The 14,978-nt window shown below is 49.5% G+C and carries 11 protein-coding genes and 2 pseudogenes; 3 read left to right on the top strand and 10 right to left on the bottom strand.

Features of this window, described 5'->3' with window-relative positions:
- Positions 1-329: 329 nt before the first annotated feature.
- The 3 genes from clpB to rluD form a co-directional block, all read right to left on the bottom strand.
- Entirely contained in the window at positions 330-2,903 is a 2,574-nt protein-coding gene (gene clpB, locus NA986_RS10270) for an ATP-dependent chaperone ClpB (protein ID WP_001235092.1), read from the bottom strand.
- A 129-nt stretch (positions 2,904-3,032) separates the two neighbouring features.
- Positions 3,033-3,764, bottom strand: a complete 732-nt coding sequence (yfiH, locus tag NA986_RS10265; protein ID WP_000992639.1) for a purine nucleoside phosphorylase YfiH — start codon at positions 3,762-3,764, stop codon at positions 3,033-3,035.
- On the bottom strand, positions 3,761-4,741 hold the full coding sequence (gene rluD, locus NA986_RS10260) for a 23S rRNA pseudouridine(1911/1915/1917) synthase RluD (RefSeq protein WP_023216379.1): 981 nt from the start codon (positions 4,739-4,741) through the stop codon (positions 3,761-3,763). The genes yfiH and rluD overlap by 4 nt, the downstream gene beginning before the upstream one ends.
- A gap of 131 nt (positions 4,742-4,872) precedes the next feature.
- Between rluD and bamD the strand changes: the two genes are divergently transcribed.
- The 3 genes from bamD (at position 4,873) to NA986_RS10245 (ending at position 6,764) form a co-directional block, all read left to right on the top strand.
- On the top strand, positions 4,873-5,610 hold the full coding sequence (gene bamD, locus NA986_RS10255; protein ID WP_000197660.1) for an outer membrane protein assembly factor BamD: 738 nt from the start codon (positions 4,873-4,875) through the stop codon (positions 5,608-5,610).
- A 271-nt stretch (positions 5,611-5,881) separates the two neighbouring features.
- Positions 5,882-6,220 (top strand): ribosome-associated translation inhibitor RaiA, encoded by a 339-nt coding sequence (gene raiA, locus NA986_RS10250; RefSeq protein WP_000178449.1) that lies wholly within the window; start codon positions 5,882-5,884, stop codon positions 6,218-6,220.
- Positions 6,221-6,377: 157 nt separating this feature from the next.
- Positions 6,378-6,764 carry a hypothetical protein gene (locus NA986_RS10245; RefSeq protein WP_001156921.1) on the top strand — a complete coding sequence of 129 codons (387 nt, stop codon included), beginning with the start codon at positions 6,378-6,380 and terminating at the stop codon, positions 6,762-6,764.
- A 135-nt stretch (positions 6,765-6,899) separates the two neighbouring features.
- On the opposite strand, the gene NA986_RS10240 is transcribed toward NA986_RS10245, so the two are convergent.
- From NA986_RS10240 to NA986_RS10210, 7 genes and pseudogenes are all read right to left on the bottom strand, one after another.
- On the bottom strand, positions 6,900-8,372 hold the full coding sequence (locus tag NA986_RS10240; RefSeq protein WP_000777801.1) for an ATP-dependent nuclease: 1,473 nt from the start codon (positions 8,370-8,372) through the stop codon (positions 6,900-6,902).
- A 1,117-nt stretch (positions 8,373-9,489) separates the two neighbouring features.
- Positions 9,490-11,193, bottom strand: a complete 1,704-nt coding sequence (locus NA986_RS10235) for a hypothetical protein (protein ID WP_000977529.1) — start codon at positions 11,191-11,193, stop codon at positions 9,490-9,492.
- Positions 11,193-11,738 (bottom strand): hypothetical protein, encoded by a 546-nt coding sequence (locus tag NA986_RS10230; RefSeq protein WP_000200791.1) that lies wholly within the window; start codon positions 11,736-11,738, stop codon positions 11,193-11,195. Before NA986_RS10230 ends, NA986_RS10235 begins: the two co-directional genes overlap by 1 nt.
- Positions 11,710-12,435 (bottom strand): hypothetical protein, encoded by a 726-nt coding sequence (locus tag NA986_RS10225; protein WP_000267954.1) that lies wholly within the window; start codon positions 12,433-12,435, stop codon positions 11,710-11,712. Before NA986_RS10225 ends, NA986_RS10230 begins: the two co-directional genes overlap by 29 nt.
- Positions 12,425-12,955: a tail fiber assembly protein gene (locus NA986_RS10220; protein ID WP_001215677.1), complete on the bottom strand. Its 531-nt coding sequence runs from the start codon at positions 12,953-12,955 to the stop codon at positions 12,425-12,427. Before NA986_RS10220 ends, NA986_RS10225 begins: the two co-directional genes overlap by 11 nt.
- A 2-nt stretch (positions 12,956-12,957) precedes the next feature.
- Positions 12,958-13,959: pseudogene (locus tag NA986_RS10215) on the bottom strand (phage tail protein); the annotation flags it as partial.
- Between the two features lie 45 nt (positions 13,960-14,004).
- Positions 14,005-14,970 (bottom strand): annotated as a pseudogene (locus NA986_RS10210) (phage tail-collar fiber domain-containing protein); the annotation flags it as partial.
- Positions 14,971-14,978: the final 8 nt, after the last annotated feature.

Here is a 14,978-nt window from a genome sequence, read left to right as displayed (position 1 = left end):
ATAAATTGTTAAAGAGCAGGTGCGACGCGGCTTTCAGCTCACCGTCGCGAGGTGGCGTATATTACGCTTTCCTCTTTTTGAGTCAAGCCCTTATTTTCGCTTTCCTCACACACTTCTTAACGAAGCCTTTCTAACCCGGCGGCCTGTATGCCGTTGTTCCGTGTCAGTGGTGGCGCATTATAGGGAGTTATTAGAGCCTGACAAGACCTAAATGCAAAAAAAAGCTCAACCGTTCACTTTTCAAACAACATTTGAACCAAAAGCCTATTTTCGCCTGGTTTTTAAACAAAAACGAGCCCGTCAGGGCCCGTTTTATTCAAATTTGTGACTTACTGCACTGCCACAATACGATCATCATTGGCTTCAAGGCGAATCACTTTGCCAGGAACCAGTTCACCAGACAGGATTTGCTGCGCCAGTGGGTTTTCGATCTGCTGTTGAATAGCACGTTTTAACGGACGCGCCCCGTAGACCGGATCGTAACCGTTGGCGCTCAACAGTTTCAGCGCCTCGTCGGAGATATGGATTTCATAACCACGTTCTTCCAGACGTTTGTACAGACGCTGCAGCTGGATCTGAGCAATAGAAGCGATGTGTTGCTCACCTAACGGATGGAATACCACAACTTCATCAATACGGTTGATAAATTCCGGACGGAAGTTTTGGCTAACCACACCCAGCACCATCTCTTTCATTCGACCGTAATCCAGTTCGCCAAAGCGCTCCTGAATGAGATCGGAACCGAGGTTAGAAGTCATAATGACCACCGTATTACGGAAGTCGACCGTTCTCCCCTGCCCGTCAGTCAGCCGACCGTCGTCCAGCACCTGCAACAGAATGTTGAATACATCCGGATGCGCTTTTTCTACTTCATCCAACAAGATGACGGAATAAGGACGACGGCGTACCGCTTCTGTCAAATAACCGCCTTCTTCATAGCCGACATATCCCGGAGGCGCCCCGACCAAACGAGACACGGAGTGTTTCTCCATAAACTCAGACATGTCGATACGCACCATCGCGTCGTCGCTGTCAAACATAAAGTTAGCCAGCGCTTTACACAGTTCGGTTTTACCGACCCCCGTCGGCCCAAGGAACAGGAAGGAACCAATCGGACGGTTCGGATCGGACAGCCCCGCGCGGCTACGACGTATGGCGTTCGATACTGCTTCAACGGCTTCATTCTGCCCGATCACACGGCTGTGTAACTCTTGTTCCATACGCAACAGTTTTTCACGTTCGCCTTCCAGCATTCTGGCAACCGGAATACCGGTCCAGCGCGCCAGCACTTCGGCAATTTCCGCATCCGTTACTTTGTTACGTAACAGACGCATGGTTTTACCTTCCGACTGGGTCGCGGCTTCCAGCTGTTTTTCCAGCTCCGGAATTTTGCCGTACTGCAGTTCAGACATTCGCGCCAGGTCGCCAACGCGACGCGCCTGCTCAATGGCAATCTTCGCCTGCTCCAGCTCAGCCTTAATCGTCTGAGTACCGGAGAGCGAGGCTTTTTCCGCTTTCCACTCTTCTTCCAGCTCAGAGTACTGACGCTCTTTATCGTCCAGTTCTTCATTCAGCATATCGAGACGTTTTTTACTCGCCTCGTCAGACTCTTTCATCAACGCCTGCTGTTCCAGTTTGAGCTGAATAATGCGGCGGTCGAGTCTGTCCAGCTCCTCCGGCTTAGAGTCAATCTGCATACGAATGCTGGATGCCGCTTCATCGATCAGGTCGATAGCTTTATCCGGCAACTGACGGTCGGCGATATAGCGGTGAGATAATGTTGCCGCCGCCACAATCGCCGGGTCAGTGATCTGCACATGGTGGTGCAGCTCGTAACGTTCTTTCAGGCCACGCAGAATAGCGATGGTGTCTTCCACTGAAGGTTCTGCGACAAACACTTTTTGAAAACGACGTTCCAGCGCCGCGTCTTTTTCAATGTACTGACGGTATTCATCCAGCGTGGTGGCGCCCACACAGTGCAGTTCCCCGCGCGCCAGCGCCGGTTTCAGCATATTCCCGGCGTCCATGGCGCCATCGGCCTTACCTGCGCCAACCATGGTGTGCAGCTCATCGATAAACAGGATGACGTTGCCTTCCTGTTTCGCCAGATCGTTCAGCACGCCTTTCAGACGCTCTTCAAATTCGCCGCGATATTTCGCCCCGGCCACCAGCGCGCCCATATCCAGCGCCAGCACGCGACGACCTTTTAAGCCTTCAGGAACTTCACCATTAATAATGCGCTGCGCCAGCCCTTCAACAATGGCCGTTTTACCGACCCCAGGCTCACCGATTAACACCGGGTTGTTTTTAGTACGACGTTGCAGTACCTGAATGGTACGGCGAATTTCTTCATCACGACCAATTACCGGGTCAAGCTTGCCTTGTTCAGCCCGCTCGGTCAGATCGACGGTATATTTTTTCAAGGCCTGACGTTGGTCTTCAGCCCCTTGATCGTTCACGCTTTCACCTCCGCGCATCTGTTCAATTGCCTGAGTGATATTGGCCGTGGTCGCACCGGCTGATTTCAGCAGATCGGTTAACGTGCCGCGAGACTCAAGCGCCGCCAGAACAAACAGCTCTGACGAAATAAAATTGTCCCCCCGTTTTTGCGCCAGCTTGTCGCAAAGGTTCAGTACGCGTACCAGTTCCGAAGAAGGCTGTACGTCGCCGCCGGTGCCTTCCACCTGCGGTAAACGGCTCAGCGCCTGATCGATAGCGGTGCGCAACTGGCCAGCATTAATGCCGGCGGAGGTTAATAAAGGACGTATCGATCCCCCTTCCTGGTTCAGCAAGGCGCTCATTAAATGAAGAGGTTCGATGAATTGGTTGTCGTGCCCCAGCGCGAGCGACTGGGCATCGGCAAGAGCAAGCTGGAATTTGTTAGTAAGACGATCCAGACGCATAACTCCTCCCATAACAGGTCAAAATTGCTACTGGAGATTAAATGAGGTCATCCCTCAATTATTCAAGGTGAATGACCTGAATTATGTGAAAAGAAAGTTACCCGTACCGGATCGTCTTGATTCTTTAGGTTATATCAGCCAAATAAAACTTGCCATACGACCTGTCGTCTTGTCGCGACGATAAGAGAAGAAAGTCTCACTTTCGCTAAAGGTGCAGCGATCCCCGCCATAGACATGTTCAACGCCGGTATTCGCCAGACGTTGGCGTGCAAGCTGATAAATATCCGCCAGAAATTTTTCCCCGTGCGGCAAAAATGCGCTATCGGCTTGCGCATCTTTTGCTAAAAATGCGTCACGCACTTCCGGCCCCACTTCAAACGCGGTCGGGCCGATCGCCGGACCTAACCAGGCGATGATATTTTCTGGTTTGTCAGCAAAGCAGGTGACAGTTTCCTCCAGTACGCCTTCACATAATCCGCGCCAGCCCGCATGAGCCGCCGCCACTTCTGTTCCCTCACGGTTACAGAATAGCACAGGCAGGCAGTCTGCCGTCATTACCGCGCAGACGGTTCCTGGCGTATTACTGTAAGACGCATCCGCACGTTTGGAGGCATAAGGTTCCCCGGTAAGCCTCAACACATTTTTACCGTGAACCTGTTCAAGCCAGACAGGTTTCGAAGGCAGATTGCCCGCCGCAAACAGACGCTTGCGGTTCTCTTCAACATGCTCCGGGTTATCGCCGCAATGCGCGCCCAGATTCAGCGAGTCGTAAGGCGGTAAACTCACCCCGCCAATACGGGTAGAACTACAGGCTGCGACGCCTTTCGGCAGCGGCCACTGCGGGACAATCAGTGCATTCATAACCAGTCCACATCATCTTTATGATCTTCGAAATCGGTGCGCATCGCATCGATAAGGTCCACCATATCTTGTGGAATCGGCGCGTGCCACTCCATTTCGATACCCGATACAGGATGGTAGAGACGCAGCATCGTTGCATGCAGCGCCTGGCGGTCAAACTTACGCAGCGTGGAAATAAATTCTTCCGATGCGCCTTTCGGTGGACGTGGACGACCACCGTAGACCTGATCGCCCACTAACGGATGCGTAATATGCGCCATATGCACGCGGATCTGGTGCGTACGCCCGGTCTCCAGACGCAACCTAAGACGCGTGTGCACACGGAAATGTTCCATAATGCGGTAGTGGGTCACCGCCGGTTTGCCCATGGGATGCACCGACATATGGGTACGTTTGGTCGGGTGACGACTGATGGGTTCATTCACCGTTCCTCCCGCCGTCATATGTCCGATCGCGACCGCTTCATATTCGCGGGTGATCTCGCGCAGCTGCAAAGACTCCACCAGGCGCGTTTGCGCCGGAACGGTTTTGGCCACCACCATCAGCCCCGTCGTGTCCTTATCCAGACGATGCACAATGCCCGCGCGCGGAACATCCGCAATCGGCGGATAATAATGTAGCAACGCGTTCAGTACCGTACCGTCCGGGTTACCCGCGCCAGGATGTACCACCAGATCGCGTGGTTTGTTGATAACCAGAATATCGTCATCTTCATAAACAATATCTAACGGGATATCCTGCGCTTCAAAACGAATCTCTTCGTCGATCTCCGCATCAATAGCCACCCGCTCGCCGCCTAACACTTTTTCTTTTGGCTTATCGCAAAGTTGACCATTGACCAACACGCGCTGATTCAAAATCCATTCTTTTATACGCGAACGTGAATAATCCGGGAACATTTCGGCCAAAGCCTGATCTAAGCGTTGACCGAGTTGGTTTTCGGAGACCGTTGCGGTGAGTTGTACTCGTTGTGCCATATACAGCTTCTTCGTTTAACGTTGGGTTTTACGGCTTTGCCGTTTAATATAGTGTGCTATTGTAGCTGGTCTTAACCGGGAGCAGGAACAGAGAATCTCCCGTAAAACATTTTGAGGAAAGTCAAAACGTCATGACGCGCATGAAATATCTGGTGGCAGCAGCCACGTTGAGCCTGTTTCTGGCGGGTTGCTCGGGTTCAAAGGAAGAGGTGCCCGATAATCCGCCGAATGAAATCTACGCGACTGCTCAGCAAAAGCTGCAGGACGGTAACTGGAAACAGGCAATAACGCAATTGGAAGCGTTAGATAATCGTTATCCATTCGGACCGTATTCTCAGCAGGTGCAGTTGGATCTTATCTACGCCTATTACAAAAACGCCGATTTGCCGCTAGCGCAGGCCGCTATCGATCGTTTTATGCGTCTTAATCCAACGCACCCTAATATTGACTATGTCATGTACATGCGCGGCCTGACGAACATGGCGCTGGATGATAGCGCGCTGCAGGGTTTCTTTGGCGTCGATCGCAGCGATCGCGATCCGCAACATGCGCGGGCGGCGTTCAATGACTTTTCGAAACTGGTACGCAGCTATCCTAATAGCCAGTACACCACCGACGCCACTAAGCGTCTGGTATTCCTGAAAGACCGTCTGGCGAAATATGAATATTCCGTCGCAGAGTACTATACCGCGCGCGGCGCATGGGTTGCGGTCGTAAACCGGGTAGAAGGTATGCTACGCAATTATCCTGATACGCAGGCCACGCGCGATGCGTTGCCGCTGATGGAAAACGCCTATCGTCAGATGCAGCTGAATGCGCAGGCTGACAAAGTCGCGAAAATTATTGCCGCTAACAGCAAAAACACCTGAAGCAATACCAACAAGCAAAACGGCAGCCTTCCGGCTGCCGTTTTTTTATTCGATATCTGATGCAACAGAAATGATTTCACTGCAACGCATCCAGTCAAATATGGCCTGCTTTCAGCCATTCCTCAAGTAAAAGATCGCTTCTTCCTGCGATGCCTCACAAAAAGTTCGCCTTGACAAAAAGTGACAAAATAATGTGATTTACATCACACATTTTGACATTAAGAACGGTATGCTGGAATCACCAAGACGGGAAAGACAAGAGGTAAAATTTATGACAATGAACATTACCAGTAAACAAATGGAAATTACTCCGGCAATCCGCCAACATGTCGCAGACCGTCTCGCCAAACTGGAAAAATGGCAAACTCACCTGATTAATCCTCATATCATTCTGTCTAAAGAGCCACAGGGCTTTATTGCTGACGCCACCATTAATACACCGAACGGACATCTGGTCGCCAGCGCAAAACACGAAGATATGTACACCGCTATTAATGAATTGATCAACAAGCTGGAACGGCAGCTCAATAAAGTGCAGCACAAAGGCGAAGCCCGTCGTGCCACCGCATCGGTGAAAGATGCCAGCTTCGTCGAAGCAGAAGAAGAGTAGTCCCTTACATTGAGTGTATCGCCAACGCGCCTTCGGGCGCGTTTTATTTCACAGTATCTCACTGAAATAAAAGGATTTATTTCAACCAACGTCCACATATCGACCACATCGATAACAAAAAACCCCGAATCTGGGGTTTTTTCATATGGAGTCTAAAATGCAAGAGTTAGAAGGAGCACCACTACATCATTCAAAACTGGCCGGCGTTCGGCTTGCCTGCCCTCCTGAACTTTCAGCTTCAATACAAGATTACTTCAAAAGTAACGGGTTTGACGTTAGTAAAACTATTTGCTTTTCCAACAATGCACCGGATAGACTTAATCTCATCTTTGAAGTGGCCACTCAGGCAAGGAAGTTAGCAGGGGTTATTATGGGATTGCTAAACAGGAACGATGTTGAAATCGAATTGAATCTTTGTACCGGGGACTATGAACCTAAAATAGCAAAGGTTAAATTGCGCAGTCTGAAGGATGTTGAAGCGTGCGAACGTCTGATCGATAAACTGGCATCAGTGGTTGTTGCACCAAAGCAAGACAATAAATAAGGTTAAGAAAAAGGTCATATATAAGATAAAGCCTCGACTAATGAGGCTTTATCTTATTAGTTTAATTCTAATTAAATTGTAGTACGGACTTTACAAATCATCCCAGTCTATATTTATAAATTCACTCTCAACCATTCAATCCAATCCTTTTTTAATGAAGTCCATGATTGGCGACCAAAACTCAGAGTTGTGCTCGTTGAATAAATCTATCATACCCGCCCTAATAAACAACTCAGATGTAAAATCCAATTTATCACTTAATCTAGTAAAATAAACATGATGATCACATGCCGAATTCATTACACTTTCAACAGCCGCCTTGATTTTTTCAGCATCAAATCTTGTTAACAAACATCTTTGCCTTAAAACTGAAGCATGTTCTTCTATGTTTTTAGCAATATAATGATAGACTATAGCATCAGGATAGTCGTCCCCGATAAACATTGCATTTTCAGGCAATTCCTTAGTTCCCTGCCGTCCTTTAATATCGCCATCAACTAAGGCAATAGAAGGATAATTAATGGTAGGGTTCTCATTATGATATTGACTAACCTTAACAACACTAGGATATCCGCCAGCCGTATAAACTTTTATTGTTGAAGCTAATTTTGGAAGATATCTATCTATCGCATTCTCAACCCACTCTTTTGCAAAAGAATCTTCAACATATATAACCTTCGAATTTACCTTCTGCCCCGTAATAGCACGTAAACTTTCAATGCTTAGTTTACCATTCCAAACTTTTTTATTAATGGAGGCCCAAACGGCTTCTGGCTCAAGCTCATTCACTGCATCCTGTGAATGTGTTGTAAATATTATCTGCAGTTTTTTTCGCTTCGCGACATTTGTCAAATAATTAACAAACAATCTTACCGCGACAGGATGCAACCCATTCTCAATTTCTTCAACCAAGATAAGAGAATTATCGGTAGCATTTTCAATTCTATCAATAGTATCTATTATTGAGGCTTCACCTGCACCAAAATGGAACTGAGAATAACCAGAACCATTCAACGCCTTGCCTACAAACATTCTAGAAGTTGGATCATTCTTATTTATTACACATTTATAATCTTCTATTTTTTTATCCAAAACTGCAGTGCAATATTTTATTGTATCAGGATTAAGGTTTTTCACTTCAAATTGAATTGAATCACCAGATAAAAACTTATTGAATTTAGTTAGCTCACCAGCAGGGACTGTTCGTTGTATTTCTACATATACAACATTTCGCTCCGGAAAACTATCTCTACGCCATTTCATCTGTTTGAACTTTGCAGTTCTGTTAATGTTTTTATCTTTTGAAATAGGCTTATCAATCAATTCAAAACCAATCTCCCAATCACTCATTGAATCGTCGCCATAAAATGATTTAGGGAAAAATTTACTTGGCTTAACATTTTTATAAGCGAGGGCTACAGCACCTAATATCGTCGACTTCCCGCCGCCATTGGTACCAATAAGCGCAGTTACGGGGGTTTTAAACTCTACAATTTCCTCATCAAATCCCCTGACATTTTTTAGTGTTATACGTTTAACATATTGATTGAATTTATTATCCTGCACCTTATCCTTTTCTAACTTTAATTCTGCTGGAGATAATTTCATTTTAGTCCCTTAGTTTTAATCATAAAAAATTATAACCATACTATTAATACCATATGGATACTATATTTGTAGCCAGTATAAATATTAACAGAACTTACATCATTTTCTCTCTTACCAAGATATTAAATCCCCGTTAAAGAATAAAAACATCGCATAACATAATATTGGAAGCTCCCTCGGAAAACCGTCACAACCATCACACCTTACAAAAAGAAACCCTATCATAATGATTCTAAACAATAAATGTTGTGACGGTAAAACCATCACAAAACGTAACGCAAACCATCACACTCAATAAATTCAATGAGTTATAAAACAGAGTTGTGATGTTTTAATACCGTCACACTGTGATGCTTCTGTGATGCTCTTGTGATGGTTTTAAATATGCTTATTTATTATTAAATATCATATAGATAGATAATACTTTTAAATCTTGTGACGTTTGTGACGGTTTTCCGATGCCCCCCATCAAATTTTGAAAATGCCCAGATTGGTCAGAAATCCCCCTGATTTGTTGGTAGTTTTGTATATCTATCTGTTAGTGATTTGAGCACTGGAGCGTGTACGTTATTGCAGGTATGGCGATGGTTCAGGCTGTGCAAAGTATTTCAGTTCCGCATTTCACTGCCATTCCGCGCCAGAGCGCGTCATATAAGGTCTGGGCACTTCCCCGCCCTTACGTGATTCCGATGCGGTTGTTACGTAAAAAGTCACGTAATCGCTGTTAATCCCGCATGAAGTCCGGCACCGGCATTTTTCACCCACGGCCGGTAATCGCACAAAAACTGTAATCTTTGAAATCTGTTTCACACATTTCAGTTAGCGATCGGCCGTCAAACCTCCAGCATTGGCACGGTCTGGCGATGTGTTTTGTACCACCGGAAAAACTGAAATCATTCTCAACACGAAAACCGCAGGCGGGTGCGGTGTAGCGCCGTTTTCGTCACTTCCGCCGTTATTTCGTCGCCAACAGACAGCCGCAGCGGCTTGCTGTGCCACTGAAACAAATGAGGTAATGGATGAACGGGGGCAGATATTAACGACGCTAAAAATGCGTCTGATACGGTCTGAAAGTGGGGATAAAAAAGCCCGCATTATGCGGGCTGAAAAGAGAGAATCAGGCGATGATGTTCTGGTACTTGCTCCGGGTCTGTCCGGCCTTCGCTGCCGTCTGGTTAAATGCGCCCGCGTTCGTCGGCGTACCGACACTGGGGTGCGAATGGCTCGCGCACTGCTGCGCCAGCTCTGCCAGTAAATCAATGGTGTCCAGCATCATAGTTAGCGTATTTACGCCCTCGCTACCGATATGCACGGTTGGCCCCATAATCTGCTGACCGCCCGCCGCCACAGATTTACGTAATGCGGCAATCTTTTCTGTCAGGGTTCCCCCCACATCAACATTCATGGCGCCGGCCACTTTCGTGGACAGCTGCCCGGCGATTTCGGTTTCTTCATTTCCTGTAATACTGGCCAGCCGGTTTCCTTTTACCGCCTGGCTGAAGTCGCCAGCACTGACCTGCTGTATGGCTCCGGCCATCAGCGTGGCGGTACCCAGTACTGTGATTTTATCCGTGGCTTTCACCGTGGTTTCACGGCTGACCAGTTCTCGTCGTTCCGTGTCGGCTTTCACCGTCCGCGCCATCGATGTTTCACTGATGGTCTGATCCGTCTGGCGTACCCAGTCTCCTGCCTGTGTCACGCGTTGCGAGACTTCCGCTCGCTGCTGTTGCAGCTGTTCGCCGGGCTTAATGTCCGGCAGACTGGTGCCATCCGGCAGCGTCTGCCTGATAAAGGGCTTGTCCGGTCTGCCGCCCGTAAACGCCACTTCTACCAGCGTTCCTTCCGGTGGAAACTGGAACATTCCCGAATCGTTACCGGCCATTGGCACTGGCAGCGGTACGGCGGAATATACCGGCGTCTGGTTGTCCGGGTTGCCGTCCGCGTCAAGCAGCTGCACGTCAACAGCGTACCGTGGCCGGAACGGGTCGGCAAAATTACCGCTTTTTACGGCCTCGCTGGGTGCCACCACCCTGGCCAGTTTGGGCAGGTGAAGACCTGAAGCCAGTTCCGGGTAATGGCTTTCTATCTGACGCTGCGCCGGTGTTTTCTGCAATGGCTGACCTGTGGCGCGGTTCCGTGGTGTCCACGTGATGGTCATTGTGTCATTCGCCAGATGAACTTTGGTCACGCGTTCCCCGTTCACGTCCACGCCCGGACGAAGACTCTGGATCACCGGCAATGTCATGGAATTACCGCCCGCCGTTCCCTGGCTGAACTCTGCCGGGATTTCTACCGGGCGTCCGGCAAACAGCGCCTTTTCTGCGCCGCCGACATACAGCGAACCATCCGGCAATGGATACCAGATGTAATCCGTGATACTGAATGCCCTGCCCAGGTTATTCAGCAGCTGGTATCCCGTCCCGTTATGGGTGAAATGGGGGATCGGTTTATCACTGTACGGCACATCCGGTACCGCAATGCTGATCCCGCTGTTTTCCTCCAGCCATCCGGCCACATCGCGCAGTGTGGGATGCTGAAATGAGCATGGCCACATCCGCTCAAACACGCCAGCCAGCTCGCGGACAAACAGACGCTGATAACCGTTTTCGGCAGGCTGTGAGCGCTCCACATAGCCGGTAAACCAGCGCAGAAGTAAACCGGAATACCCCACATCCAGCCGTACCAGTTTGCCGGTGTAGTCTGTGGTCGTCTGTGCCGTAATAAAGCCACGTCCGCAGCTGTTCAGCTCCAGCACCAGACTGGCGTCAGCCAGGTGTATTTCATCCGTTGAAAGGTAAAGGCGTTTTACTGGTTTCATCATTAACCCAAAGCGTCATTGACGGGCTTCAGCACCCTGCGTTCAAACCACGTCAGTTTTTCTTCATCCTCTCCGGCATTCTGACCAGCGGATTGTCCCGTACTGCTGGCCGTCTGTTTTTTTGCCGTTGTTTTACCGGTTGCCCTGGCTTCCCGCTTCTCCTGCACGCTGACATGTTCCGCCAGGGTGAACGTGACCAGCCAGGCCATTTTTCCGTCCTGCTGCGGCGCATCCAGCATTCCGCTGAAGGTGGCCTCACGAAAATTCACCGCTCTGGCCACCTCATGCGCAACGCGGTATTTCATGCGTTTCCCGTCTGCATCGGTGGCGCTGGCCAGTTCAAAAATACGCTTCAGGATCTCCGGGTTTTTAAAGGGTATTTCGCCGCTGATACGCAGCTCTTTGCCCTTTGCCCCCTGCTCTGATTTGGTGGTCGCGCTGGTCTGACCGGACTGGTCTTTATCCTGAAACTGCTGGGAAACGGTCACGCGCATGTTTTTCAGCAGTATGGCCTCACCATTAAGCGCCAGTGTCGGGATCGACGTCATGAATCATGCCCCTTATTCCATCAAGATTTTTTCCGGCCAGCATGATTGCCGCAGTATAAACGGCTGAAGGCTGCGGAATGTCCTTTACCAGCGCCAGAAGGGTGGCGGCGGTGTCGCCACTGGCCGTAAATACCCATGCCCTGGCGCTTTTCCCCTGTAAATCAGCGAGGCCGCTGGCCACATCGTTAATCAGGTTGTCACGCAGTTGCGTAAATTCCCCCAGCTGTTGTTTCAGCCCTTCCAGGCTGAATCCGGCGCCAGCCGCTTTCTGCGCCTCACTGATAGCGGCAGCGGATAACGCTGCCCTGCTGGTCGGAACGGACAGCGGAATGGCAACCGGCAGTCCTGCCCCGGCTTTCGCGGGGATCTGCATTTTCTCAGTAGCCAGTGTCGCCGCAGACTCAGCCAGACGTCTAACCTGGGTGAATGCGGGCGCGGGGAAAACATCCACCAGGCTGTTAAGCCCCTTCATGAAGTTTTCATGGGTCTGTCCCGTTACCATCATGATCACCACATCGGTATTGCCTCCCGTTCCGGCCAGCCTTTCCGCCAGATAATGGATTGCATTGACCGGACTCAGGTATGCCCCGTTATCTGTCTGCTGCCCCAGACCGTGAATCCACGGATGCGCCGGAACGACAGAACAATCCAGCGCAGCCAGAGAATCCGTAAAAGCCAGACGCGCTTCACGCCACATCCGGTACCTCCGGCCAGTCAATATCTGGCGCACCAGTCAGATCCAGACGGCGCAATTTTGTACGCACTTCACGTAAATCGGAAAGTTCGACCAGCTCGGCATCAGTAATATCACTATCATCCTGCGCTTCCATAAGCTGATTGATTTTTGACGTGACCGACGCCATGCGCCGGTCGCGTTCTGCTGTCGCTAAAGCAACATAATCAACCTGAACAGGTGCGATAACGCCGTTGCTATAGGTAAAATTACCAGCCTGGAAACCATCAGGAATATCAGTATCAGCGAGTTCCACAACAGAGCAATTCAGCGGAAATAACTTTGTTGCATCTTTATCCGCAGCAATAATCAGACCTGTTTTGTCATACTGTATTTTCAGTGTGTCTGGCTGAAATAATTTCTGTAGCACATACCAGTCAACACCTGATTCATCGTGGATAAACTGAACGCTGCAGTTCTCTGATAACTCCTGCTGAACAGGGGTTAATTCCGTTGTTTTAGTGAATTTTTTAAAATGTCTCATTTTTATGTCCCTACCGTATACCACTGACCATTCACTTTAAGCTGTAACAAGCGTCGTTGGATCCGGTCTGGTGTATCGTTCGAGTCTCCATTCTCAACACCTGTAATGACGTAACCTAACTGGTCTGCAAATCCGGGCGAACGATATAAGTTTCCATGCTCAACGGCACCGAATCGAATTGACTGAACATACCCACTTAGCATGTCAGTTGTAGCAAGGAATACACCAGAACCATCATCATGAAGCATAAATGGCTTTGTTTTGTCGTTCTGGTACACACCGACCATGGTGATGTATTGTCGTAACGGTCTGCCTGCAATATACGCACTCAACCAGCCAGGCCCGCTGCCTGTGCCCCATATATCGCCGTAAACATCGCCGTTTTTGTTGAATATCGCATTTCCGGCCTGCAAATTTTCAGCAGCTGCGATAACACCGAGTCGGGTGCTGATATATGCCCGGATAGCCAGGTCTTCTGAGTTCTGAAATCCAATACCATTCCATGACTTAATGTTCAGATTGTTACCATTAAAACCTGCACCATCAACGTCACCTTTAGCCATCCCACCAGTGCCATCCCCAACCGTAACCAGGGTATCGCCACGCATATTTGGAGCAGAAATCCCCCCCGTAAAGGCGCCCCCCTCCAGCATCGCCACATGACGCCATGAGGTAATACCTGCTCCTGTACCGTGACCAAACAATACGTTATTGCCACTGACTGCAAGAACATCCACAACAGTGGTCGGACTTACCACCTCGCTAAGGGTAATAATTTGCCAGAAACTTACCAGGTCTGGCGCATCAGGTGCCTGATGTGCGCGCATAAACTGACAGCCTGTAGCCGCCCTGGCACCAATTGATGTTCGGTCAATTGCGTCACTGACAAATGTTCCCGCGAGGAACCTGCCATCACCTTTGAAAAGCACATTTCCCAGTCCAATATTTTGAACAAACAGAGGTTTATCAGGAATATCCGATCCGTTCCTGTCTTTCGCTAGTCGTGCTGCGGCATTATCCATAGCAATCTTGACTGCTTTCGGCGTAGCGGCCTGTTCTTCACTGGTGCTGTCTGTCGCGCTGCTTAACTGAGTGAACCCCTTCGCGCTGGTAGTGGCGTCCGGATGATTACGGGATTGCTCATGTTTTCTCAGCGCATCGCTGGCCTGCTGCTCATTCAGTGTCCCTTTCGGGCGTAAATCCGTAATATTGCCGTTTTCATCAATACCCGCCACCGCAAACACATAATGCTGTACGCCGTTCTGCACATAATCCGCCAGGTTGTCAGCAACCGTAATACGGGACTGCACACCCCACACGCTGGTAAGCGTTCCTGTCCAGCATACATCCAGCCAGACTTTGACTGGCCTGGTTGTCACGGTAATATTCAGGTTTTCTGCAAGCGTTGTGCGCAGACCTGCCACATAGCCGGTACCTTTGGTCACATAAAACTGATTCCCGCTTTTCCCGACCAGATAGCCGTCCCCAAAAAACGCCGCCGCCCCGAAGATGTCGATATTTTCCAGGCGCTGGCGCTCGTCCATTCCGGCCATACGCGCGGTAAAGTCAATCTGCCAGGTCTCAGCAGGCGTATTAATTCCGGTTTCAGCCTGTGCGCCGTTATATTCCATCAGAAACGAGCGTGTAAGCACGTTCCCCTGTTGCCCTTCAGCTGTTTTAAGTTTTTGCTGTAATGGCGCATGAACAATCATTGCCAGCGTACCGCTGGCCTTATTAATCAGACCAATCCAGTTAAAGGAAAAATCCCCCACATCAGCCCCCAGTACGACGGAATGCACCACAGCGTTGTCATTCACCACGCCCTTACGGCTGACGGCCTGCCGGTGAACAATCTGTTCAGCCGGTGGCAGGGTTTCATTGCGGTCAACCGGCTGATCCGGGTCAAGTGCCGGCACATTAGCGAACACAAATTCATCCAGCAGAACAGGCTCCCCCGTGGTGCCCTGTTGCGCTTTCCACTGTTCAAATGCCAGTGTGATTGTTGTCTGTGACATATAATCCC

The sequence above is a fragment of the Salmonella sp. NW177 genome (assembly GCF_051811585.1).
GTDB lineage: Bacteria > Pseudomonadota > Gammaproteobacteria > Enterobacterales > Enterobacteriaceae > Salmonella > Salmonella enterica.
The sequence above is the reverse complement of the archived record's forward strand: the minus strand, read 5'-3'. Positions and strand labels throughout refer to the sequence as shown.

Coding starts and splice junctions, on each gene's coding strand:
- clpB (WP_001235092.1), bottom strand. CDS start 2,903: ATGCGTCTGGATCGTCTTACTAACAAATTCCAGCTTGCTCTTGCCGAT.
- yfiH (WP_000992639.1), bottom strand. CDS start 3,764: ATGAATGCACTGATTGTCCCGCAGTGGCCGCTGCCGAAAGGCGTCGCA.
- rluD (WP_023216379.1), bottom strand. CDS start 4,741: ATGGCACAACGAGTACAACTCACCGCAACGGTCTCCGAAAACCAACTC.
- bamD (WP_000197660.1), top strand. CDS start 4,873: ATGACGCGCATGAAATATCTGGTGGCAGCAGCCACGTTGAGCCTGTTT.
- raiA (WP_000178449.1), top strand. CDS start 5,882: ATGACAATGAACATTACCAGTAAACAAATGGAAATTACTCCGGCAATC.
- NA986_RS10245 (WP_001156921.1), top strand. CDS start 6,378: ATGCAAGAGTTAGAAGGAGCACCACTACATCATTCAAAACTGGCCGGC.
- NA986_RS10240 (WP_000777801.1), bottom strand. CDS start 8,372: ATGAAATTATCTCCAGCAGAATTAAAGTTAGAAAAGGATAAGGTGCAG.
- NA986_RS10235 (WP_000977529.1), bottom strand. CDS start 11,193: ATGATGAAACCAGTAAAACGCCTTTACCTTTCAACGGATGAAATACAC.
- NA986_RS10230 (WP_000200791.1), bottom strand. CDS start 11,738: ATGACGTCGATCCCGACACTGGCGCTTAATGGTGAGGCCATACTGCTG.
- NA986_RS10225 (WP_000267954.1), bottom strand. CDS start 12,435: ATGTGGCGTGAAGCGCGTCTGGCTTTTACGGATTCTCTGGCTGCGCTG.
- NA986_RS10220 (WP_001215677.1), bottom strand. CDS start 12,955: ATGAGACATTTTAAAAAATTCACTAAAACAACGGAATTAACCCCTGTT.